The sequence below is a fragment of the Ciceribacter thiooxidans genome (assembly GCF_014126615.1).
GTDB classification, from domain to species: domain Bacteria; phylum Pseudomonadota; class Alphaproteobacteria; order Rhizobiales; family Rhizobiaceae; genus Allorhizobium; species Allorhizobium thiooxidans.
Genome location: NZ_CP059896.1, coordinates 3,215,352 through 3,236,968 on the forward strand (window position 1 = coordinate 3,215,352; position 21,617 = coordinate 3,236,968).

Annotated in this window: 24 protein-coding genes and 1 pseudogene; 10 read left to right on the forward strand and 15 right to left on the reverse strand. The window is 60.5% G+C overall.

The annotated features are described in order from the left end of the window. Positions 1 to 6 precede the first annotated feature (6 nt). The 4 genes from H4I97_RS15860 to H4I97_RS15875 form a co-directional block, all read right to left on the reverse strand. Complete coding sequence (locus H4I97_RS15860) at positions 7 to 324, reverse strand: hypothetical protein (RefSeq protein WP_182305585.1); 318 nt, start codon at positions 322 to 324, stop codon at positions 7 to 9. Then, positions 324 to 581, reverse strand: a complete 258-nt coding sequence (locus H4I97_RS15865) for a hypothetical protein (protein WP_182305586.1) — start codon at positions 579 to 581, stop codon at positions 324 to 326. Before H4I97_RS15865 ends, H4I97_RS15860 begins: the two co-directional genes overlap by 1 nt. A 12-nt stretch (positions 582 to 593) precedes the next feature. Next, entirely contained in the window at positions 594 to 908 is a 315-nt protein-coding gene (locus H4I97_RS15870) for a hypothetical protein (protein WP_182305587.1), read from the reverse strand. Between the two features lie 422 nt (positions 909 to 1,330). After that, positions 1,331 to 2,686, reverse strand: a complete 1,356-nt coding sequence (locus H4I97_RS15875) for a hypothetical protein (protein ID WP_182305588.1) — start codon at positions 2,684 to 2,686, stop codon at positions 1,331 to 1,333. 384 nt (positions 2,687 to 3,070) lie between these two features. On the opposite strand from H4I97_RS15875, the gene H4I97_RS15880 reads away from it, so the two are divergent. The 4 genes from H4I97_RS15880 (at position 3,071) to H4I97_RS15895 (ending at position 5,996) form a co-directional block, all read left to right on the forward strand. Continuing rightward, entirely contained in the window at positions 3,071 to 3,472 is a 402-nt protein-coding gene (locus H4I97_RS15880; protein WP_182305589.1) for a hypothetical protein, read from the forward strand. A gap of 72 nt (positions 3,473 to 3,544) precedes the next feature. Then, the gene (locus H4I97_RS15885; RefSeq protein WP_342344127.1) at positions 3,545 to 3,976 is read left to right on the forward strand and encodes a very short patch repair endonuclease; all 432 of its coding nucleotides are present in this window, start codon (positions 3,545 to 3,547) and stop codon (positions 3,974 to 3,976) included. 139 nt (positions 3,977 to 4,115) lie between these two features. Beyond that, complete coding sequence (locus H4I97_RS15890) at positions 4,116 to 5,081, forward strand: DNA cytosine methyltransferase (RefSeq protein ID WP_182305591.1); 966 nt, start codon at positions 4,116 to 4,118, stop codon at positions 5,079 to 5,081. Positions 5,082 to 5,123: 42 nt separating this feature from the next. Next, positions 5,124 to 5,996, forward strand: coding sequence for a NaeI family type II restriction endonuclease (locus H4I97_RS15895; RefSeq protein WP_182305592.1), 873 nt, complete (start codon positions 5,124 to 5,126; stop codon positions 5,994 to 5,996). A gap of 22 nt (positions 5,997 to 6,018) precedes the next feature. On the opposite strand, the pseudogene H4I97_RS15900 reads toward H4I97_RS15895, so the two are convergent. The 9 genes and pseudogenes from H4I97_RS15900 to rsmI all read right to left on the reverse strand — a co-directional run. Further along, positions 6,019 to 6,726: pseudogene (locus H4I97_RS15900) on the reverse strand (magnesium chelatase domain-containing protein); the annotation flags it as partial. Positions 6,727 to 6,926: 200 nt separating this feature from the next. After that, positions 6,927 to 7,874, reverse strand: a complete 948-nt coding sequence (gshB, locus tag H4I97_RS15905; protein ID WP_182305593.1) for a glutathione synthase — start codon at positions 7,872 to 7,874, stop codon at positions 6,927 to 6,929. 88 nt (positions 7,875 to 7,962) lie between these two features. Beyond that, a complete protein-coding gene (locus tag H4I97_RS15910) occupies positions 7,963 to 8,463 on the reverse strand; it encodes a cupin domain-containing protein (RefSeq protein WP_182305594.1) in 501 nt (166 codons plus the stop codon). A gap of 156 nt (positions 8,464 to 8,619) precedes the next feature. Next, complete coding sequence (locus H4I97_RS15915; RefSeq protein WP_182305595.1) at positions 8,620 to 9,717, reverse strand: sn-glycerol-3-phosphate import ATP-binding protein UgpC; 1,098 nt, start codon at positions 9,715 to 9,717, stop codon at positions 8,620 to 8,622. A 2-nt stretch (positions 9,718 to 9,719) separates the two neighbouring features. After that, the gene (gene ugpE / locus H4I97_RS15920) at positions 9,720 to 10,568 is read right to left on the reverse strand and encodes a sn-glycerol-3-phosphate ABC transporter permease UgpE (protein WP_182305596.1); all 849 of its coding nucleotides are present in this window, start codon (positions 10,566 to 10,568) and stop codon (positions 9,720 to 9,722) included. A gap of 11 nt (positions 10,569 to 10,579) precedes the next feature. After that, on the reverse strand, positions 10,580 to 11,464 hold the full coding sequence (gene ugpA / locus H4I97_RS15925; protein ID WP_182305597.1) for a sn-glycerol-3-phosphate ABC transporter permease UgpA: 885 nt from the start codon (positions 11,462 to 11,464) through the stop codon (positions 10,580 to 10,582). Between the two features lie 99 nt (positions 11,465 to 11,563). Continuing rightward, on the reverse strand, positions 11,564 to 12,883 hold the full coding sequence (gene ugpB / locus H4I97_RS15930; protein WP_182305598.1) for a sn-glycerol-3-phosphate ABC transporter substrate-binding protein UgpB: 1,320 nt from the start codon (positions 12,881 to 12,883) through the stop codon (positions 11,564 to 11,566). Between the two features lie 219 nt (positions 12,884 to 13,102). Further along, the gene (locus H4I97_RS15935) at positions 13,103 to 13,486 is read right to left on the reverse strand and encodes a YraN family protein (RefSeq protein ID WP_182305599.1); all 384 of its coding nucleotides are present in this window, start codon (positions 13,484 to 13,486) and stop codon (positions 13,103 to 13,105) included. After that, positions 13,483 to 14,385, reverse strand: coding sequence for a 16S rRNA (cytidine(1402)-2'-O)-methyltransferase (gene rsmI, locus H4I97_RS15940; RefSeq protein WP_244658795.1), 903 nt, complete (start codon positions 14,383 to 14,385; stop codon positions 13,483 to 13,485). Before rsmI ends, H4I97_RS15935 begins: the two co-directional genes overlap by 4 nt. Before the next feature lie 231 nt (positions 14,386 to 14,616). Here rsmI and dnaN point away from each other — a divergent pair, with 231 nt between their 5' ends. From dnaN to pyrF, 4 genes are all read left to right on the forward strand, one after another. Beyond that, the gene (gene dnaN, locus H4I97_RS15945) at positions 14,617 to 15,735 is read left to right on the forward strand and encodes a DNA polymerase III subunit beta (protein ID WP_182305601.1); all 1,119 of its coding nucleotides are present in this window, start codon (positions 14,617 to 14,619) and stop codon (positions 15,733 to 15,735) included. 139 nt (positions 15,736 to 15,874) lie between these two features. After that, entirely contained in the window at positions 15,875 to 16,468 is a 594-nt protein-coding gene (pmtA, locus tag H4I97_RS15950; protein WP_182305602.1) for a phospholipid N-methyltransferase PmtA, read from the forward strand. A gap of 6 nt (positions 16,469 to 16,474) precedes the next feature. Next, positions 16,475 to 17,065 (forward strand): histidine phosphatase family protein, encoded by a 591-nt coding sequence (locus H4I97_RS15955; RefSeq protein ID WP_182305603.1) that lies wholly within the window; start codon positions 16,475 to 16,477, stop codon positions 17,063 to 17,065. Beyond that, positions 17,062 to 17,754: an orotidine-5'-phosphate decarboxylase gene (gene pyrF / locus H4I97_RS15960; protein WP_182305604.1), complete on the forward strand. Its 693-nt coding sequence runs from the start codon at positions 17,062 to 17,064 to the stop codon at positions 17,752 to 17,754. Before H4I97_RS15955 ends, pyrF begins: the two co-directional genes overlap by 4 nt. Positions 17,755 to 17,777: 23 nt before the next feature. On the opposite strand, the gene H4I97_RS15965 is transcribed toward pyrF, so the two are convergent. After that, positions 17,778 to 18,764, reverse strand: a complete 987-nt coding sequence (locus H4I97_RS15965) for a right-handed parallel beta-helix repeat-containing protein (protein ID WP_182305605.1) — start codon at positions 18,762 to 18,764, stop codon at positions 17,778 to 17,780. 218 nt (positions 18,765 to 18,982) lie between these two features. Here H4I97_RS15965 and H4I97_RS15970 point away from each other — a divergent pair, with 218 nt between their 5' ends. Both H4I97_RS15970 and H4I97_RS15975 read left to right on the forward strand, forming a co-directional pair. Further along, positions 18,983 to 19,270, forward strand: a complete 288-nt coding sequence (locus H4I97_RS15970) for a DUF1330 domain-containing protein (protein WP_182305606.1) — start codon at positions 18,983 to 18,985, stop codon at positions 19,268 to 19,270. 113 nt (positions 19,271 to 19,383) lie between these two features. Then, positions 19,384 to 20,364 (forward strand): complex I NDUFA9 subunit family protein, encoded by a 981-nt coding sequence (locus tag H4I97_RS15975; RefSeq protein ID WP_182305607.1) that lies wholly within the window; start codon positions 19,384 to 19,386, stop codon positions 20,362 to 20,364. Between the two features lie 395 nt (positions 20,365 to 20,759). Here H4I97_RS15975 and H4I97_RS15980 read toward each other — a convergent pair whose 3' ends face one another. Next, positions 20,760 to 21,566: an undecaprenyl-diphosphate phosphatase gene (locus H4I97_RS15980; protein ID WP_182305608.1), complete on the reverse strand. Its 807-nt coding sequence runs from the start codon at positions 21,564 to 21,566 to the stop codon at positions 20,760 to 20,762. Between the last annotated feature and the right edge of the window lie 51 nt (positions 21,567 to 21,617).

Here is a 21,617-nt window from a genome sequence, read left to right on the forward strand (position 1 = left end):
GCGGACTCAGTGCACCGTCTGATCGAGCGATTTCACCGCCGCTTTGCTTGCGTCCACGTCTACAGCGTAGACGTGAGGGAGATACGAATAGCGAACGCCTTTAAACTGCTCGAATCCTATCGCGACAAGAAAAAGCATGGCTTGGACAGTGCGGCTCTTGAACTCTTGTCCGTCGTCACGTCCGAGCACGACGCGCTGCTCGTCATCAGCCGACCGGAGCCAAGCGACGATCTTCCCAGGTTCAGTCTCGATGAGCAGTGATGCAGCGTTTCCGGATTCGAGCTCCACGGCGGTAAAATACGTGCGACGAGGGGGAATCCGCATCACCGATCTTCCCCCCACTCGAAACTGATACCATGCGTGAAGCTCGCGACGAGCTGCACGCGGTCAAGGAACTCGCGGGCGTTCATATGGGCGAAACCACCGTTCAGCGCGGTTCGTTCTTGCGAGAAGCTGGCGTATCGCTCGGCGCTCTCCCAGATGACGGCGTACCAGCTTGTCGGCAACCGGATGACCTTGAGCAGCGCCGGGGCAGCCGAGCCGTGGTTGGTGACGACGATAGGCAGATCGTATTCCTGCATGTGACCGGCCTCTCACTGCAACGAAGTTTCGATGTCGTTCATGTCGAACATCGTTTCGTTGAGATACCGGAGATGAATGCCCTGACGCTCGAAGAACACCTGAATCATCCGGAGGAAGCGGGCATCAGACATTTCGCGAAGGTCCTGATGATCCGTAACCAGCCCGCAGGCATCCGGTCCGCCCCAGAGGCAAGCCTGCCACCCCATGGGCACCCGGAGTGCCTTGAGCCTGCCTGATCTCGCTTCGCTTCTTCGTCTCGGATCATTCGTGTCGATGAACTCGATTGGAAGGTTGAATTCCTTCATGTGTGTCGCCGCGTAGCTCATTGACTGATCCTCCTGTGCTGCTCGGTTCAGGAAAATTGTCAGTGCCGGCGGAGCCTGAAACAATAGTTATTAGTGACCGACTAATGCCTCTTCCGTTGGTCGAAGCGTCGGCCCTTCGGGGAGGCTTCCGCCGGACTCTCCCGAGGGGCCACTTCATGGAGACCTTGGCGGGGCCTTGTCGCCGTCTGGATGGACGACGAGGCAGTTGATGACTGCCGCTCGGTGACTTCACCACTGGACGTGGCTCGGGGCGTTGCCCTCGGCGATGCCGGGATACCCGACATCTTTCCGCTACGCGGCTTCGTCCAGCGTGACACGCCCTGGACGCTCCGTTGTGCGGTGAGCGGCGTAGTTTCGGTATGGCCGGGGCGGGCGGCTACCTTTTTATCTATACACCTATTTTCACCGTCAAAAAGTTGCAATCACTGCGATCGCACAACTTCATTCCATCGAGCCGTCGCCGTGCGGATGGAAACACCCGCAGCAGCGGCGAGCGCCGACCGCGTTACGGTCTCGCCGGATGCAACAAGCCGCTGGTGGGCTTCTCGCAGCCGCTGGAGCGTGTTCGCGCCCTTGGCTTTGCCTGAATGCCGTCCGCCCGCCGCCTGTCGCTCAGTGACCGTCTTCAGGCCATCCACGACATCGAGCAGCTTGCCACGGTTCACGGACTTGCCTTCGAGCTTCACCGGGTCGAAGTTCGCGACCAGATAGTCGGCGACCTTCGCCGTCACGTAGCTGACGGTCTTGTCGTCATGCCCGCTCTTGTCGGCATAGTCTGCAAGTGCCTCATGGAGATGATCGGCCAGAGTGGCACGGCTGCCGCGCATCCGGGCATCCGCTCCGAAATGCCATTCGGCCAGGAGCCGCTGGCCTTCCGTGCGCAGCGCGTCGAAGATCGCGTTCGATGCCGTCAGGCCGAGCCCGGATTGCGCCGCCGCCGCCCTCCGGACGAGAACCGCCCGCCCGGCGCTGGTGTCCACGTAGTCGGTGTATTCCGACAGGGTTGGCCAGATGCCGTCGTTCGGTGTCATCGTGTGCCAGAAGGGCGATGTCGGACATTTCATGCGCCCGGTCATCGTCGGAGCGGCAGGGTCCGCGCCGAGATCGAGCAGCGCCGCAGCCAGCCCGCGCGCCACGGCATCGAACAGTTGAATTGGCTTGCGCCGGCATCGCTTGTCGTCGCTCCGCCAGACCGCCGATCCCGGAGGAAGCAGCCACACGAAATGCGGGCGGGAGTAGCGGCCATCATCCAGCAGGTCGCCGACGATGATGTGCGGCAAACACGGGACTCGGCCATCACGTACCTGTTCCGTGAGGGCCGCAAGGCATGCGGCAGGACTCAGGAATATGCCGTCGCAGTCCACGCGCAGCGCCGCCATGAACTCCCTGTTCAGCTCGATATAGGGGAAGTCGAGCGTCAGAATCTTTTGCGGGCACTGGTTCTCCAGATGGGCCTTATCCCACGAGGCCCGCGCGCGGCTGCCTTTCGGAACGAGCGTCACAAAATACTTCAGGACCGGATTGTCTTCCGATCGTAGTCCCATTTCGTGAACGCCTTTCCGCCACCGGCCGCCGATCTGGCGTTCACCAAACTGGTGATATCCCTGCGCCAGGCGCTGTTGTACAAGCAGGCGCTGTTCGGCTGCCTGCCGTGCGAAGATCGCCTGATCCCAGTCCGATATCCTGCTGTCGCGCCGATCGCGTTCTTCCGCTTTCCGGATACGCTCCCGGCGGGCAAGTCTCTGGGCCTCGGCATAACGTGTTTCGAACCCGTCCATGCCGTTCGAGAGGTTCGGCCCAAATTGTTGACACTGGAGGGTATGAAAGTCTTGTGAAGTGGCTGGGATATGTCCCAGCCTCCGGCTCACCGAGCCGTTTCAGGGTGCTTTACAAACTTTTCGCCGTCGTTCATCATTTTCGAACAATCCATGAAAAAGCCGCCGAGGGTACCAGCCCAGTGACAGCGGCTTTTTTCATGCTCGATCGTCGGCGCGATCCGGTCAACCGGGCACCGAGATCGTTCCGCATACGAAACGACAAAGTCAGCCCCCACCGGAGCAGCAGCCATCGCAACAGCAACGCCAGATTTCGTGAGTCACGAAATCTCATTGCATCTTGCGTGCTCCGTCCTACAATTCGTGAGTCACGAAAGGGAGTGGACGATGGTTGGGCGGAAGCGGATCGGTGAGCAGGCGATGACAGCGGCGGAGCGGCAGCGGCGGAAACGGCACCTTGAAGAAGCACGTGCGCAGCGAGCCCAGCAAGCGCGGGAGGCACTGGCAGAAGCCAGCGACACCCTGACGGGATTGTGGAACAGGCTGAACGGCAGGGAGAAGTTCCGCGAAATCCACGCGGTAATCGGCCGAGCGGGCGATCTGTGTCGCCGCGCCAAGTTTCTTCTGGAGCCCGTCTATCACCTACCTGTATCTACGGATGAGCCGCGCCGCTTGATCTGCGGCAGCAGCGACTACGTGCACGTTGCCAACAGCCTAACTTTCACTCTCATACATGAAGAGCGTCGGTGCCCCGAGTGCGCGAGGCGCCGCCACGAGTTCTATCCGTGATCTGGTAGCCCCCTTGCACCCCATCACCCTCCGCGCGATATGGTGCGAGACCTCATCACATTGGGAGTATACGTGACCTCTTCCCAAACGTCCGAGCAGCGCAGCAGGAATATGTCGCGTATCCGAAGCAAGGACACCGCGCCAGAACTGAAAGTTCGCCGGCTGGTGCATTCGCTCGGCTACCGCTACCGCCTTCACCGCAAGGATTTGCCCGGTAAACCTGATCTGGTCTTCGGCCCCCGGAAGAAGATCGTCGAGGTTAGAGGCTGCTACTGGCATGCCCACCTGAGATACGAGCCCGGGTGCCCCGAGGCTCGTTCTCCATCCAAATCGAATACAGGATATTGGGGCCCCAAGATGGATCGCAATGTGGAACGCGATACGGCCAATCTGGCCAAACTCCATGCCCTTGGATGGGATGTTCTGATCCTGTGGGAATGCGAGCTACGGGATATGGAATCCGTCGAAGATCGGATTCGCGACTTTCTAGGGGCACGGACATAAATCTGTGGGTTCTTCGTTCGTTCCCCAGGGTAAGTTTCGGTAAACCATCTATCAATACCTTGACCGAAGAAGCCGTTGCGCTGATTCCGTTGGCGTGCTATCGCGGCGATGTTCTTATTTTGTTCCTGCGGGAGGCCCCATGACACTCTCCTCTCTTGAAATGTGCGCTGGCGCTGGTGGTCAGGCCAGAGGCCTTGAATTGGCCGGCTTTGATCACGCCGGAGTTGTCGAGCTCGATCGTGACTGCTGCAATACATTGCGACTCAACAGGCCGAATTGGACTGTTCATGAGGAAGACCTGTCGCTCTTCGAAGGCGGCGGATACAAGGGCATCGATCTACTGGCCGGAGGCTTGCCATGCCCTCCGTTCTCCATTGCAGGCAAGCAGCTCGGCGACAAGGATGAGAGGAACCTGTTCCCTGCCGCGATCCGGCTGGTCGATGAGACAAAGCCTCGGGCCATCATGATCGAGAACGTCCGAGGCTTCCTCGGTGCGGTATTCGAAGACTATCGTGGATTCATCCGGGCAGAGCTCAAGAAGCTCGGATACGAGGCTCACTGGCGCCTCTTCAATGCCTCGGACTACGGCGTGCCGCAGCTTCGGCCGCGCGTGATCATCGTTGCCCTCCGTGATGACATCAAAGACCGCTTTGAATGGCCCACGCCTTCCACAGCCGATGCGCCCACGGTTGGCGAGACACTGGTCGACCTGATGGCCGCCAACGGCTGGAAGGGAGCAAAAGCGTGGGCGAAGCGAGCGAACGACGTAGCGCCGACGCTCGTGGGTGGCAGCAAGAAGCACGGCGGCCCAGACCTTGGCCCGACGCGTGCCAAACGCGCATGGGCGACACTTGGGGTCAATGGCAAGGGACTTGCTGACGAGGCTCCTGATCGCGACTTTGTCGGCATGCCCAAGCTCACGGTGAGGATGGCGGCGAGAATTCAAGGATTCGACGACCAGTGGCAGTTCGCTGGACGCAAAACGGCATCATACAGGCAAGTCGGTAATGCCTTCCCGCCTCCGGTGGCAAAGGCCGTCGCGGAAAGGCTGCATGCGGCGATTACGAGCCGCGCCATATATCCCACTTCGGCACTGTCGGCCTGACGGATTAACCAATCAATAACCATGCCCTGAAATCATCGGGGCATGTCACAAGCCCCTCTTGATTCGTCACATCCGGACTATGCGGAACTCGCTCCGCTTGTTGCCGCCATCCTAGAGCACGGCGGAGGATATGATGCCTTCGCCGAGAAGGTGCCCGTGCTAATCCGGCAGGCCTTCGACGAAGTCATAGACGCTCCCAGAACCAACAGGTTCACCCTCGCTGAGATCGAGAAGACCGAGAAGACATATCTCGGCACCAAGGTTGAGATCCTGCTTCGCAACTATCTCAAGATACCGAAGGGAAAGATTCTCGACATGCTGATCCATGGCGTCGAGGTTGACATAAAAAACACAGTCGGCCGGAACTGGATGGTTCCAACGGAGAGCCTGAACCGTCCAGCGTTCTTGATCAGAGCCAACGAAAAGACGGCATTGTGCGACGTTGGCATGGTTATCTTCCGGCCTGACTACCTGACCATCAGCGCGAACAAGGATGCCAAGAAACAGCTTGCAGCAGCACACCATTCCGACATCTGGTGGATTCTTCAATCTCATCCGTACCCGCCGAATTTCTGGGAAGTGCTCTCAGTGACAGAGAGGGATGCGATCATGTCGGCCGGCGGCGGCAAGAACCGGATCGCTGCATTGTTCGAAAAGATACAGCGTCAGCCGATATCACGGCTCCAAGTCCAGGCGCTCGCGCAGCAGCACGATTACATGAAGCGTATCCGGAGGAACGGCGGCGCGCGTGATGTGCTTGCGCCGAAGGGGATCGCCCTCCTCTGGGGGCAAGGTGACCGCTCCACGATCGAAGCGCTCAAGCTAGCGCCAGTGACTGCGGACGAGTTCATATCTGTTACACCAGAGACGGTCGAAGAAGAAGTCCTGCTACGGAAGGCCGGCCACATTGATTGAGCATGGGCACCCTCAATCAATTACGAGCTGCTAGCCGGCCCCAGGTTCCCGAGCCTCCCGGGATACTGTTTTTAATGTAGCACAATATCAACAGGTTATGGCCGCCGGCGGCCGCCACTTCGAGTGCACGCTTCGCACTCTCTTGCCCGCGAATGTCGGAGAGATCGGGCAAATTGGCCGAAAGCGCGCGAACCGCGGGCTCCGGCCGGGAGAGGACCTGGGTTCCACGAAAATGATTGGCGAGCGCGATCAGGCTGCGCGGCGCCAGAATATCGATCTCCGCCCCGGCCCAGGCCGCCTCGGGTCCGCTGTCGGCCGGGCAGATCAGACCCTTGCCAAGCGCATTGGCGCCGATCGCCGCAGGCAAGGCGCCGGCAATCGGGGCAATCGTTCCGTCGAGATTGAGTTCGCCGATGACCACGTAGTCGGAAAGCGCGTCACCGGGTATCGCGCCCAGGGCCGCCATCAGGCCGAGCGCGATGGGAAGGTCGAAATGCGAGCCTTCCTTCGGCAGATCCGCCGGTGCGAGATTAACGGTGACCCGCTTGGGCGGCAAGGCAAGCCCCGAGGCATGTAAGGCGGCCTGCACCCGCTCGCGGCTTTCGGCGACCGCCTTGTCGGGCAGGCCGACGATCTGCATACCGATCTTGCCCGGCGCGACCATCACCTGAACGTCGACTGGTACCCCTTCGATGCCCTGAAACGCAACCGTACTGACACGCGCAACCATCGCCCGCCCCCTCGATCTGCCCCCTGGCATGGCGGAAAATACATCTTTCGCGCGCTGCCGATCGAACAGTGACACGGATTTCGGGCAATGACAAGAACATTTGCGGAACAAAATCACGCAATATTCCCGCACAGGTTTTAGCTCGGTTGTATCCGAGAACAGATGTCGTACGCCGCGGGCCGTAACCGTGCCCGGCAGTCTCAGGCGCGCTTTCTCTCGATTGCATCCCAAAGCAGGGCGGCAATGTCCGCGCCGCCAAAGCGCTTCACTTCACGGAGGCCAGTCGGCGACGTGACGTTGATTTCCGTCATGTAATCGCCGATCACGTCGATGCCGACCAGCAGAAAGCCGCGCTCTCTCAGCGCCGGACCGATCCTCGCACAGATCTCGCGCTCGCGCGCCGTCAGTTCCGTCGCCTCGGCGCGCCCGCCGACATGCATGTTGGAACGGCTGTCGGTCTCGGCCGGCACACGGTTGATTGCGCCCACCGGGTCCCCGTCGACGAGGATGATGCGCTTGTCGCCCTTGCGGACATCCGGCAGGTAAGCCTGCGCGATGAAGGGCTCGCGGAAGACCTGGTGGAACATTTCCAGCAGCGAGGAGAAGTTGCGGTCGTCGCGGGTGGTATGGAAGACGCCGGCGCCACCGTTGCCGTAAAGCGGCTTCAGGATGATATCGCCCATTTCCTCGCGAAAGCGCGCGATCTCGTCGTTGTCGCGGGTAATCAGGGTCGGCGGCATCAGGTCGGCAAACTCGGTGACGAAGATCTTTTCCGGCGAATTGCGTACCCAGGCCGGATCGTTGACGACGAGCGTCTTGGGGTGGATGCGCTCCAGCAGGTGCGTCGAGGTGATGTAGGCCATGTCGAAGGGCGGATCCTGGCGCAGCAGCACCACGTCCATGGTCGACAGATCGACACGCTCCGGCTCGCCCAGGGTGAAGTGGTCGCCCTTGACGTCACGCAGTTCCATCGGCTCGACGGTCGCAAAAACCCGCCCGTCCCGCATGGTCAGCCGGTCAGGCGTGTAATGGAACAGGCGATATCCGCGCGCTTGTGCCTCCAGGCTCATCGCGAAGGTCGAGTCGCCCGCAATTCCGATGCCGGAAACATGGTCCATCTGGACCGCGATATTGGTGATCTTCGCCATTGCCTGCCCCTTGTTGAAAGCAGGTCAGATGTAGGCCGCCGCCGCTGCGATGGCAACGTCGCGGCGTCCTAATTTTCTGAACCTCGGTTCAGCCGAAGAAACCCCGTCCGGACGGCGAACGCAGCGCATTGCGGATCCTGTAAAGCGTCGCGAGCGGTTCCGGAAACGGCTTGCGCAGGAAAGCGATCTTGCGGACGTAATTGTCGACCCGCCAGGTGGCCCAGGTGCCGCCGCGGAAATAGGCGATGTCGCCGGCCCTCAGCACCCTTTCGCTGCCGTCTTCCGCCGTGACGTGGACCTCGCCCTCCTGGATGACGACGGTCTCGTCCCAGCCGAAGTACCAGCGGAACTCGCCGGCGGTGCAGTCCCAGACGGCCGTCGAGCTCGCCTCATCCGTACTCGTCGAATGATCGCCGACGCGGGCCATCGGGGTCCCCCGGATGATCCAATCCGGATTGATCGGCGCGGGCTTCAGCACCAGCATGCCGCTGTTTGCGGCAACCACCGGCGCACGTTCTCCGAGATGCCGTTCCTTCGGCAGTGTCGCGAGTGCGCCTGCCATGCTGACGAGAAGAAGCTTCAAAGCCATAGGCTCTCCCTCAAAAACTTGGTCACATGAGGAAGTAGCAGGCAGACGTGAGAGCACGGTTAGCGCGACCGTTCAAATTTTCTGCAACCGTCGACTTTCACCGTATAACGCCGCAGCAACGGATGCGAACAGCATATCTCCGCCCGGCGCGGCGCCTCAGGCCGACGTGCCTCGTAGCGCCGATGCAGGCATGTCGGCCACGGGAACGATCCGCTTGCCGGTCTCGCGGGAGAAGAAATACAGCTGCTTCAGAGGCGCCGCCAACGCCATCGTCGGCGTTATCTCCGTGTCCAGTCCGAGGGAGACCGTCAGTTGCTGCCCGGAGACGTGGCCGTGAACCAGTCGGTGTGCACCCAGCTCCTCGACATAGTCGACGGCGAAAGGCAGTGATGGCGCGCTTTTCTCGACGACGGCGAAGTCCTCGGGACGCACGCCAAGGGTGACAGGCCCGGAAACCGCGGTCGGCTGCTCCATCGCGATTTCGGTCTCGCCGATCCGCAGACGATCATGATCGAGCACTGCGTCCAACAGGTTCATCGCAGGCGATCCGATAAAGCTCGCCACGAAGGTGGAGGCAGGGTTGTGGTAGACCTCCAGTGGTGTGCCGATCTGCTCGATGCGGCCGGCGTTCAGCACCACCAGACGATCCGCGAGCGTCATCGCCTCCAGCTGGTCATGCGTGACGTAGATCGATGTCGTACCGAGCCGACGCTGCAATTGCTTGATCTCGCCACGCATGGACACGCGCAGCTTGGCGTCGAGATTGGACAACGGCTCGTCGAAGAGGAAGGCCGCCGGCTTGCGGACGATCGCGCGCCCCATCGCAACGCGCTGGCGCTGGCCGCCGGAGAGCGCCTTCGGCTTGCGGTCGAGATAGGGATCGAGCTGCAGCATCCGGGCGGCTTCGGCGACGCGGGCATTGATCTCCGCCTTGGGCGTGCCGCGGTTTTTCAGCCCATAGGCGAGATTGTCGTAGACGCTCATATGCGGATAGAGCGCATAATTCTGGAAAACCATGGCGATGTCTCGATCCGCAGGCTCCACGCGATTCACAATCCGGTCACCGATGCTGACGGTGCCGCTCGAAATGGTTTCGAGCCCCGCCACCATGCGCAGAAGGGTGGACTTGCCGCAGCCGGAGGGCCCTACGAGCACGATGAACTCGCCGTCCGCGATAGAGATCGAAATATCCGTTACGGCATGCACACCGCCGGCATACACCTTTCCAACCTTGTCGATGTCGATTGAAGCCATCTTCACTTCTCCGTTTCCACAAGGCCTTTTACAAAGAGCCGCTGCATAAGAATGACGACCAGTACCGGCGGCAGCATGGCAAGCACGACGGTGGCCATGACCAGGTTCCATTGGGGCTCGGCATCGGCAACTTCTGACATACGTTTGATGCCCATGACGATGGTGTAATAGCCGGGGTCGGTCGTGACCAGGAGCGGCCAGAGGTACTGGTTCCACCCGTAGATAAAGAGAATGACGAAGAGCGCGGCTATGTTGGTCCGGGACAGCGGCAAAAGCACGTCACGAAGAAACTTGAGCGGTCCGGCACCATCGATCCGCGCCGCCTCCAGCAACTCATCCGGAACCGTGAGGAAGAACTGACGGAACAGGAAAGTCGCCGTCGCGGAAGCAATCAGCGGGATCGACAAACCGGCATACGAGTCGAGCATCCCGAGACTGGCAACAACCTGAAAGGTCGGCACGATGCGCACCTCGACCGGCAGCATCAGCGTAACGAAGATGATCCAGAAGCAGAACTGGCGCAGCGGAAAGCGGAAGTAGACGATCGCAAATGCCGAAAGGAAGGAAATCACGATCTTTCCCACGGCAATCGACAAGGCCATGATCAGGCTGTTGACCAACATCGGCGTGAGCGGCGGCATCCCGAAGGATCCAAGACCGGACGTCAGCATCTGCCTGTAGTTCTCCAAGCCATGCCCGCCCGGCGTGAGTGGAATCAAGCCGGAGAGAAAATCGTTCGGACCGTGTGTGGAGGCGATGAAGGCGATGTAGACCGGCAGGGCGACGGCTGCCACGCCTATAATCAGCACGAGATGTGCCAGTATCTTGAGCCCGGGCCTGTTCTCAACCATCCGCTGCCTCCTCAGTACTGTACGCGCCGCTCGACAAAGCGGAACTGAATGAAGGTAAGAAAGATGACGATGCCCATCAGGATGACTGATTGGGCGGCGGATGACCCCATATTGAGGCCGATGAAACCGTCGTTGAAAACCTTGTAGACGAGGATATTCGTCGCCTGCGCCGGACCTCCCTTGGTGGTGGCATGGATGACGGCGAAGGTATCGAACATCGTATAGACGATGTTGACGACAACCAGGAAGAACGTGGTGGGCGAGAGCAGCGGAAAAACGACGGTAAAGAAGCGCTTCGCCGGCCCGGCCCCATCAATGGCGGCCGCCTCCCGCAGTGACTGAGGAATGGCTTGCAGGCCCGCCAGGAAGAAAAGGAAGTTGTAGGAGATCTGCTTCCAGCTCGCGGCCATGATGACGAGAATCATCGCGTCCAGGCCGGAAAGCCTGTGATTCCAATTGTAGCCGACCTCCCGCAACATGTAGGGCGCAATGCCGATGGTCGGATTGAACATGAACCACCACAGGATGCCAGCGACTGCAGGGGCAACCGCGTAGGGCCATACAAGTAGCGTCGTGTAAACGTTGCGGCTGCGGATGCAGCTATCGGCAGCGAGTGCGAGGATCAGCGCCAGGACGATCGAGAAAATCGCGACGCCGACAGAAAAAACCAGCGTAACCTGCAGCGAATTCAGGTAGCTCGGATCGGCAAATAGTGCCGCGTAGTTCTTAAGGCCGACAAAGGCCGTGCTGAGGCCAAACGGATCCTCCCGCAGGAACGACTGGCGAACGGCCTGGGCGGCCGGCCAGATGAAGAAGATCAACGTAACGGCGAGTTGGGGCAACAGGAGCCCATAGGGCAGTATCTTGTTGCCGAATATCGTGCGCTTGGTCTGCATGGCGGCATCCGACGGATGGGGCTTTCAGGGGCCACGGAGGGCCTGCCGGGTCACCGACCCGGCAGGCCCTCCGACGAGCTCGGATTTGCTTCGGGAACTTTACTGGTTGGCCGCCGCAAAGTCGCTTATGAGCTTGTTCCCGCGCTCCACCACTGCGTCGAGCGCTCCTTGAGCGTCCTTCTTGCCGGACAACAGCGCCTCGAACTCCTCATCGATGATCGTTCGAATCTGCACGTAGTTGCCGAAGCGAAGGCCCTTTGAGTTCTCCGTCGGCGGATTCAATGTCATCTGCTTGATCGCAACGTCGGAACCCGGGTTCTTCTCATAGTAACCCTGCTGCTGACCGAGGTCGTAGGCGGCTTGAGTGATTGGCAGATAACCCGAGAACTGGTGCCAATTGGCCTGAACCTCCGGCGAGGACAGGTAATGGAAGAAGTCGGCCGCACCCTTGTATTCAGCGTCGTCGTGTCCCTGCAGGACCCAGAGGGTTGCCCCACCGATGATGGAGTTTTGCGGCGCACCGTCAACGTCAGAATAGTAAGGCAGCATTCCGAAGCCGACTTCAAAATCCTTTGCGTTGTTCATGACGGCGGCGCGAGCGGCCGACGAATTCATATACATTGCGCATTCCTGCGCGTAGAATTTCGGCGGAGCGTCATCACCGCCGACAGGGCCGCCATACTGGAAGACGCCTTCGTCCTGCCATTTCTTCAAATTCGACCAGTGCTTGACCTGGACCGGGCCGTTGACGGTAAGCTTGGGATCGATACCGCCGAAACCGTTCTCCAGCGTGCCGATCGGTTGATTGTGCCAAGCGGAAAAGTTCTCGAGCTGTACCCAGGAAATCCAGCCCGACGTAAAGCCGCACTTGGCAGCGCCCGATTCCATGATCTTCTTGGAATAGGCTTCCACATCCTGCCAAGTCTTCGGCGGCGTTTCAGGGTCGAGCCCCGCCTTCTTGAAGACGTTCTTGTTGTAATAGAGAATCGGTGTCGATGAATTGAACGGCATCGAAAGCATATTGCCGTCCGTGTCCGTGTAATAGCCGACGACGGCCGAGAGAAAGCCCTTCGGATCGAATTCGGTTCCGGTATCCGCCATCAACTTGTAGACGGGGTAGACGGCGCCCTTGGCGGCCATCATCGTGCCCGTGCCGACTTCGAACACCTGGACGATGTCCGGCTGTTGCTTGGCACGGAAAGCGGCGATCGCCGCCGTCATGGTTTCGGTGTAGTTGCCCTTGTAGGTCGGCACGACCTCATACGCGTCCTGCGATTTGTTGTAGTTGGCAACGATCTCTTCGAGTTTCTTGCCGAGTTCACCGCTCATGGCGTGCCACCAGGTGATCTGGGTCTTGGCAAAGGATGTAGAGGCCGACAGGCTAAGTGCCAGCGCGGCAAAAGCAACTTTCTTTATCATGGGTTCCTCTCCTCCTCAGAAGAGTTGAGACTTTAGAGACATCGAATAGGCCGTCAAGGCAGAAATTTTCGCTTCGACGTTCGTTCGGCGATCGGAGTGTTTCGGTTCGCTTTCGCTTCTCTAATGAGGTGGGATGAACGGTAAGTGACGGTTCGATGACGGCGAAGTGACCGTTCAACAACACTTTTGTGACAGTTCCGTCACTTCCGCGTAGCGTGTCTAGAACGCATTTTGAAAGTGCCTCGGCAGCCGCCAAGGCAAAACGGCAATGATGTCATAGCGGCAGGAGAGGCTGGAAAAATCCGGTTGCCGCGAGAGCCAGACGTCGCTCGCCGCGTGAATGCGCTTCTGGGTGTGAAAGCTTACGGCGTCGACCGCGCTACGTTCCAGTCGCCGGGCCTTGACCTCCACGAACACGGCAAGCGTGCCCCTACGTGCGATGATGTCGATCTCTCCGGCGCGGGTGCGGTAGCGCAGGGCGACAATGCGGTACCCTTTCAGAAGGAGAAAAAGCGCGGCAACGTACTCGGACAAACGCCCGCGTCGTTCTGCCCTGAGGCGCCGGCCGTCGGGTTTTCTCTCCTGCGGCCGGCCGTTGCTCATCCCTCGTCCTTGAGTTCGAGGATTCGCTGGTAGAGATCTTTGCGGGGCAGACCCGTCTGCCTTGCCGCCTCGGTTGCGACCTTGCCGGCGGGGAGGTCGGCAGCAAGGCGCTTCAGGAGCGTGTCGACGTCGTCCTGGGCCGGCGCCTCGGGGGGAGCAGGCGGACCGATCACCAGCACGATTTCGCCCTTCACAGCGCGATCATCGTAGTGATCCGCGAGCTCGGCAAGGGTACCTCGCCGGAATTCCTCGAAGGTCTTGGTCAGTTCGCGGCACACGCAAGCTTGCCTGCCGACACCGAGCACATCCGCAGCGGCGGCCAGCGTGTCGCCGATGCGATGTGGCGACTCGAAGAACAAAAGAGTGCCGGGAACCTCCCGCACCTCCTCCAGCCGATCCCGTCGCGCCTTGTCCTTCGTGGGCAGAAACCCTGCGAAAAAGAAGGCGTCGTTCGGCAGGCCGGAGCCGACGAGGGCCGCGAGCGGCGCCGAAGGTCCGGGGATCGGCACCACGCGGCAGCCAGCATCGATCGCTATGCGTCCCAGACGATAGCCCGGATCGGAGACCAGCGGCGTGCCGGCATCGGAGACCAGCGCCACGGATTTTCCTTCCGCCAAGGCGGCGAGCAATTTCGGGCCCGCCACCTCTGCATTGTGTTCATGGTAGGCGGTCGGCCGGTTGTGGATACCGTAGCGATCCAGCAGAACGCGGGTCACGCGCGTATCCTCGCAGGCGAGCACGTCAGCCCCGGCAAGCACCTCAAGCGCCCGCAGCGTAATGTCGCCGAGGTTGCCGATCGGCGTCGCGACGAGATAGAGCGCAGGCTCGAGCGGCCGGGCGGAGATCACGGCATCATAGAGGCGATAGGTCTTCGGGGAAGCCGCGGCGTCCTTCCGGATGTCTGTCACGATGGGCGTCCTTTCAGGGATGACAGGGCCTTTATGGTTCAGCATCGACCTTTGAACAAGATACAATGCCCATTCGCTCTGCCCGCGCGTGATGGCTCTTGCAATCGACCGCCTTTTGCTGCCATTTTGCGCGTCCACATTCTCCCGCCGACGAACAGCGCGGCGTCATATTGCGGCCATCCCAGCTCCCCGGATGGCGACAGGTCGAAAGCGGTAAAGTCCATGCGTATCACTCTTGAACGGTCCAACCTTCTCAAATCGCTGAACCATGTTCACCGCGTGGTCGAACGTCGCAACACGATCCCGATCCTGTCGAACGTGTTGCTGCGTGCGGAAGGCGCCAGCCTCGACATGAAAGCGACCGACCTGGACCTCGAGATCACCGAGGCGACGCCCGCCATGGTCGAGCAGGCCGGCGCAACGACCGTACCAGCCCACCTTCTTTACGAGATCGTCCGCAAGCTGCCGGACGGCGCCGAAGTCCTGCTGGCAACGACGCCGGACGGCGTCTCGATGACGGTCGCCTCCGGCCGTTCCAAGTTTTCGCTGCAGTGCCTGCCGGAGTCCGATTTCCCCGATCTCACCGCCGGCACCTTCACCCATGCCTTCAAGCTGAAGGCCTCCGATCTCAAGATGTTGATTGATCGCACCCAATTTGCGATCTCGACGGAGGAGACTCGATACTACCTGAACGGCATCTTCCTGCACACGATCGAGAGTGCAGGTGCGTTGAAGCTTCGCGCCGTTGCGACTGACGGGCACCGGCTGGCTCGCGCCGATGTCGAGGCCCCGTCCGGTTCGGAGGGAATGCCGGGGATCATCATCCCGCGCAAGACGGTCGGCGAACTGCAGAAGCTGGTCGACAATCCGGATCTTGTCGTTACCATCGAAGTGTCGGACGCGAAAATCCGCTTCACCATCGGCTCCATTGTCATGACCTCGAAGCTGATCGACGGCACCTTCCCGGACTATCAGAGAGTCATTCCGACAGCGAACGACAAGGAAATGCGTGTCGATTGCCAAACCTTCGCCCAGGCAGTCGACCGCGTGTCGACCATTTCGTCCGAACGTGGGCGTGCCGTGAAACTAGCGCTCTCCGACGGTCATCTGATGCTGACCGTCAACAATCCCGACTCCGGCAGCGCGACGGAAGAGGTGGCCGTCGGCTACGAGAACGATTCGATGGAAATCGGCTTCAATGCCAAGTACCTGCTGGACATTACCGCACAGCTTTCCGGTGACGATGCGATCTTCATGCTCGCGGATGCCGGCTCGCCGACTCTCATTCGCGACACTGCCGGCGACGACGCGCTCTACGTGCTGATGCCGATGCGGGTGTGACGGAGCGGCTCGATCGATTCCATTGGATTTCTGCTCTATGTGCGCCATTTAGCCTTGTTTTTGCGACAAAGCGGCGCAACATAGCCCGAGTGTGGCCGCTGCGGTTCTTGCATAATCGGTCTCTGGTGAGGGTTAAGACATGGTACGACGTCTGAAGGAACGGTTCGAAAAGAAGTTCGACGAGGAGATCCGGTTCTTCAAGGGCATGATGCAAGGGCCGAAGCTGGTCGGCGCGATCGTCCCGACCTCCTCGATCACTGCAAAGAAGATGGCGAGCATCATCAATCCGAATTCCGGGTTGCCGGTCCTGGAACTCGGTCCCGGTACGGGGGTCATCACCAAGGCGATCCTCGCCCGTGGCGTACCGGCGGAAAAGCTGGTCTCCGTCGAATACTCCGAAGACTTTTGCAGTCATCTCACGATGACCTATCCGGGCGTGAACTTCATCCACGGCGATGCCTTCGATCTCGACCGCACACTCGGCGCGCTCGCGGGCCAGAAGTTCGATTCCGTCATCTCCGCCGTTCCGCTCTTGAACTTTCCAATGCAGGACCGGATCCGGCTGCTGGAGAGCCTCCTCGACCGCCTGCCGCCCGGCCGTCCGGTTGTGCAGATCTCTTACGGCCCGGTGTCGCCCATTATTGCGAAGCCTCATAGCTACCATATCCAGCACTTCGATTTCGTGGTCCGCAATATTCCGCCGGCACAACTCTGGATCTATCGCCGGGCCTAACCGGCGATGTTCGCGCTTTACATCACCCATCCGCAGGTCCGGATCGATCCCGACATACCCGTTCCGCAATGGGGACTTTCCAACGTTGGCGTGAATCGAGCTCGAGCCGCTTCCGCCTTGCCGTGGGTACGCCGACTCAGGCGCATCGTCTCAAGTGCCGAAATCAAGGCCATGGAGACAGCGGCGATTCTCGCTGAGGCGGCGGGTATCGACTACGAGACCGTCGACGCCATGCATGAGAACGACCGGTCCGCGACAGGATTCCTCTCGCCGTCAGAATTTGAGAAGGCGGCCGACTGGTTCTTCGCCCATCCTGCCGAGAGCTTCAGGGGATGGGAAAAGGCGATCGACGCCCAACGACGGATCGTCCGCGCCGTGGAAGCCGTCCTCGCCGGCCATGATCCCGCAAAACCCATCGCCTTTGTTGGCCACGGCGGCGTCGGAACTCTCTTGGGATGCCGTCTTGCCGGCGTTCGCATTTCCCGCAGCAAGGACCAACCCGGAGGCGGCGGCAATCTGTTCGCCTTCTCCCTTGCAGATCGCCGCGTCACGTGCGACTGGACGCCAATGGAAACTTGGCCGGGAGTGAACCCTTGACCGCACGGGAACGCCTTATCGTCGGGCTCGACGTACCGACACTGCGTGAAGCCGAAACGATCGTCGACACGCTTTCGGACGACATTCTCTTCTACAAGATCGGTTACCAGCTGGCCTTCGCCGGCGGACTCGAGTTCGCCCGCGACCTCGCCGCATCGGGCAAGAAGATCTTTCTCGACATGAAGCTGCTCGACATCGACAACACGGTCGCTTCGGGCGTCGAGAACATTGCGAAGATGGGGATGTCGATGCTGACGCTCCACGCCTATCCGAAGGCGATGCGTGCGGCGGTCGAGGCCGCCAAAGGCTCCGGCCTCTGCCTGCTCGGAGTGACCGTGCTGACGTCCATGGACGAAGGCGATCTCATCGAGGCGGGCTACGAATACGATCCGCACACGCTCGTCCTTCGCAGGGCCGAGCAGGCACGTGCAGCGGGCATGGGCGGCATTGTCTGCTCGGCCGAGGAAGCGGCGGCAGTTCGCAAGATCATCGGTCCCGACATGGCGCTCGTCACACCGGGCATCCGTCCGGCCGGTGCCGAAAAAGGTGACCAGAAGCGGGTCATGACACCCTCCGCCGCGCTCAAGGCGGGCTCCAGCCACCTCGTCGTCGCCCGTCCGATCGTCAAGGCGCCGGATCCGAAGGAGGCGGCACGCGCCATCCTCGCCGAGATGGCCGAGGTCCTCTGACCTCGGCATCAATTCGGACGCCGCTATTTTCGCTCGGTGTCGAGCACCATGGGGGATATGGCGCCTTCGAAGCGGTTTCCGGCGAGAACGTTATCGATCGCCCGATCACGTGGATCGAGGCTGCTGCCGAAGGGATATCTCGGGTCGATTTTGCAGTACCATTTCCCCACATCGCGGTGATTGAGCCAGATCGCGGGATAGGCAACGATGCTCGAACGGTACACGAAGCGATTGTCGACGATCTGATTGGACCTGGGCTCCTGATGGCGAATGGTTCCCCCTTCGCCGCAGTTGCGATAGACGAAAATACCGCCTTTCTCGGCGTTCTTGAACTCATTTCCGGAGATGACGTTTCGCGCTGAACCATCGACCGCGATCACTTCACGGTCGGCTTTGACGGAGAAGCGATTGTCGGCAATGACGTTTTCGGCCGATTCCGCATCCAGATAGATGACGGTCTTCGCCGATTTTCCGCGTATGGTGGAGTTCGTCAGCGATGACTTCGTTACCCCCGGGCCGAAATAAAGGGGGATCGTGCCGACTGCCTCAATCGAAACGTTCTTCAGGTCAATGCCGGAGGGGGCGTTTCGCTGCGCATTCGTGGTGTGGTCCCGATTGAGTGACGATTTTCGAACTTCCTCGGCTTCCCCGTTAGCACCGAGACCCGTCAGGCGTATGTTTCCGATGATCTTGCAGTTTGTGATCCGGATGTTTCGCGGGACGCTCCAGCCGGAACTACCGGGCAATTTTTGAGATCTTACGAGAACGGTCGGCGCGCTTACGCCGTATTTCATTTTGGCACTGCCGAGTGTCGCACCGCGACAATCGAGGCTGACACCCGACGCTGCCTCACCGGCAAACACCAGTTTCCGGGTAATCACGTCTTTCGGCCTCAGTTGAAGATCGCAATCCACCGTGATCCGATCATCCTTGCCGTGGGGCGCGCTTCTCAGCTTTTCGTAGAAGGTCGCATCGCACATCTTCGCCTGCGCGTCGGACGACCATCCCAAGCTGAAAATCACCGTTGTGGCCGAAATCACAATGAGAGCAGGAAAGGCCGTGCGACCGGACGCTCCCAACCGGGACCATGGCTTCAATGTCGTCTCCCTCTGCGGATGTGATCTGATTCAGAAACATACGGGCCCGCACCTTAGCCCGAAATGAACAAACTTGACCCTTCCGGCGAATTCACTCAAAACCGCCTGGACAGACCAGACAGGAGGACAGGATGGCCAAAGGTTACTGGATTGCCCGCGTCGATATCCGCGATCCGGAGCGTTACAAGGACTATGTCGCCGCGGCGAAACTGGCCTTCGAGAAGTACGGCGCCACGTTCCTTGCCCGCGGCGGCGCGTTCACCGAGCTCGAGGGGAAGGCCCGCGCACGCAACGTGGTCATCGAATTCCCCTCCCATCAGGCTGCCGTCGACTGCTACAATTCACCGGAATACCAGATCGCGGCAAAGATCCGCCAGGAAGTCGCGGATGCCGAGATGGTTGTCGTGGAAGGCGTCTGAAGCACCGATCCACACGGCCCTCTGCGGCGCGATGGCACTTCACGTCGCGAGATGATTCGTCTAATAGACAGCTTCAAGCCAAACTGCCCACTTCTCTCCGAGGGAGCCTGCCAATGACCCTGTCCAATCTTCCGCCGCTCGTAACCGTGTTTGGTGGATCGGGTTTTGTCGGCCGGCACATCGTGCGCGCACTCGCCCGCCGCGGTTACCGCATCCGTGTCGCGGTCCGCAGACCGGATCTCGCAGGCTTCCTGCTGCCGCTCGGCAATGTCGGTCAGATCTCGCTCGTCCAGGCAAACCTGCGCTACCGCGCTTCGGTCGACAAGGCGGCCGAGGGCGCTGACCATATCGTCAACTCCGTGGGCATCCTTTTCGAGAGCGGACGCAACCGCTTCGACTCCGTCCAGGACTTCGGCGCCCGCGCCGTGGCGGAAGCTGCCCGCAATGCCGGCGCGAGCCTCACCCATGTTTCGGCGATCGGCGCCGACCTGAACTCGGAATCGCAGTATGCCGTCACCAAAGGCAAGGCGGAGGCCGCGATCCTCTCGATCAAGCCCGACGCCGTGATCATGCGGCCGTCGATCATCTTCGGACCCGAGGACAGTTTCTTCAACAAGTTCGCCGCCATGGCCCGCAAAGCACCGCTCCTGCCGCTGATCGGCGGCGGCAAGACGAGGTTCCAGCCGGTGCATGTCGGCGATGTCGCAGAGGCAGTTGCGCGCTCCGTCGATGGCAAGCTCAGCCGAGGCACGATCTACGAACTCGGCGGACGCGAGGTCCTATCCTTCCGCGAATGCATGGAGGTCATGCTTGCGACGGTCGAACGCCGCCGCGGTTTCCTCAGCCTACCGTTCGGTGTTGCTTCCTTCCTCGCCGGCATCCTGTCGCTCGTGCCGTTCATCAAGCCGCCGCTCACCGGCGACCAGGTGAAGCTTCTGAAGAAGGACAACGTCGTTTCTGACACGGCAAAGGCGGAAGGCCGCACGCTGGAAGGCACGGGGATCACTCCCGTAACGCTGGAATCGATCCTTCCCTCCTACCTCGTACAGTACCGCCCGCACGGGCAGTTCACCGGGGCTGGCAAGGAAGCGTGACGCTGCTCCACGACGTGTCCGCCGCTGCTGCGTTGCACAAATGACGCAGTGGCAAATTACCTCTGTTAACCGACGGTTCAGCAAGATCTTCTATTGAAGAAACGGCTGGCAATGCGTAGATCGTCCACCGCGTTCGGGCACTTCGCCATTGCGTTGACGGGACGCATACCATCATTCCGAGAGGCAGATTTATGGGTAAGTCTATCGCACTCTTTTTTGCGTGTGCGGCACTGGTCATCATGGCAGGCTCTTTTATGGCCCCCTCGACTGGCGTAGCGGGCAAATCGAACTGCGCACCGGCCTACGGCGTCGACCCCTGCAGCACGGCGTCGATCCCGGCTACCCGTTGATCTAGGTTAGATCTCGGGCGCCCCGAAGGGCGCCCGGTCTCGGCCTCAGAAACCGAGAGCCAGGGCCGCCAGGCCCAGGCCGCCGATGGCAATGCGCCACCAGGCGAAAAGCGCATAGCCTCGCTTCGACACATAATTAAGCAGGCTTTTGACCACCAGCAGAGCAGAAATGAAGGCCGCGGCGAATCCGATGGCGATGAGCGCTGTGTCGTCGAAATTCAGCGCGGCGCGGTTCTTGTAAAGGTCGAGCGTGAAGGCGCCGACCATGGTCGGCATTGCGAGAAAGAAGGAAAACTCCGCCGCTGACCGCTTGTCTGCACCGAGCAGCAGCGCGCCGACGATCGTTGCGCCCGAACGGGAGACACCCGGAATCATCGCCACACACTGGCAAACGCCGATCTTGAAAGCGAGCGGCAGGGAGTACTGCATCGCATCGGTATATCGCGGCGTGAGCTCCTGCCGGTCGATCCAGAGCAGGACGAAACCGCCGAGGATGAGCACGGTGCACATCAGCACCGGCGTTTCGAAGAGAACCGATTTGATGAAATCGTGAGCCAACGCTCCGATGACCGCGGCCGGCAGGAAGGCGATCAGGATGGACAGGACAAAATGGCGGCTGCGGGCACTCGACGGCAGTGTCAGCGCGACGCCAATGAGCTTGTGGGCGTAGACGCTGAGGATTGCCAGGATTGCGCCGAGCTGGATCAGCACGGCAAAGGTATTGCCGGGCGAGCGGAAGCCGAGAAAGTGCCCGGCGAGAAGCACATGAGCGGTGGAGGAAACGGGAATGAATTCCGTCAGCCCCTCAACGAGGCCGAGAAGGAGCGCGCTGACGATCGATTGGTCTTCCATGAAAAGTCCTTGTGGTGCCGCTGGCGAAAGGGTTGATTCGCTTGTATTGAA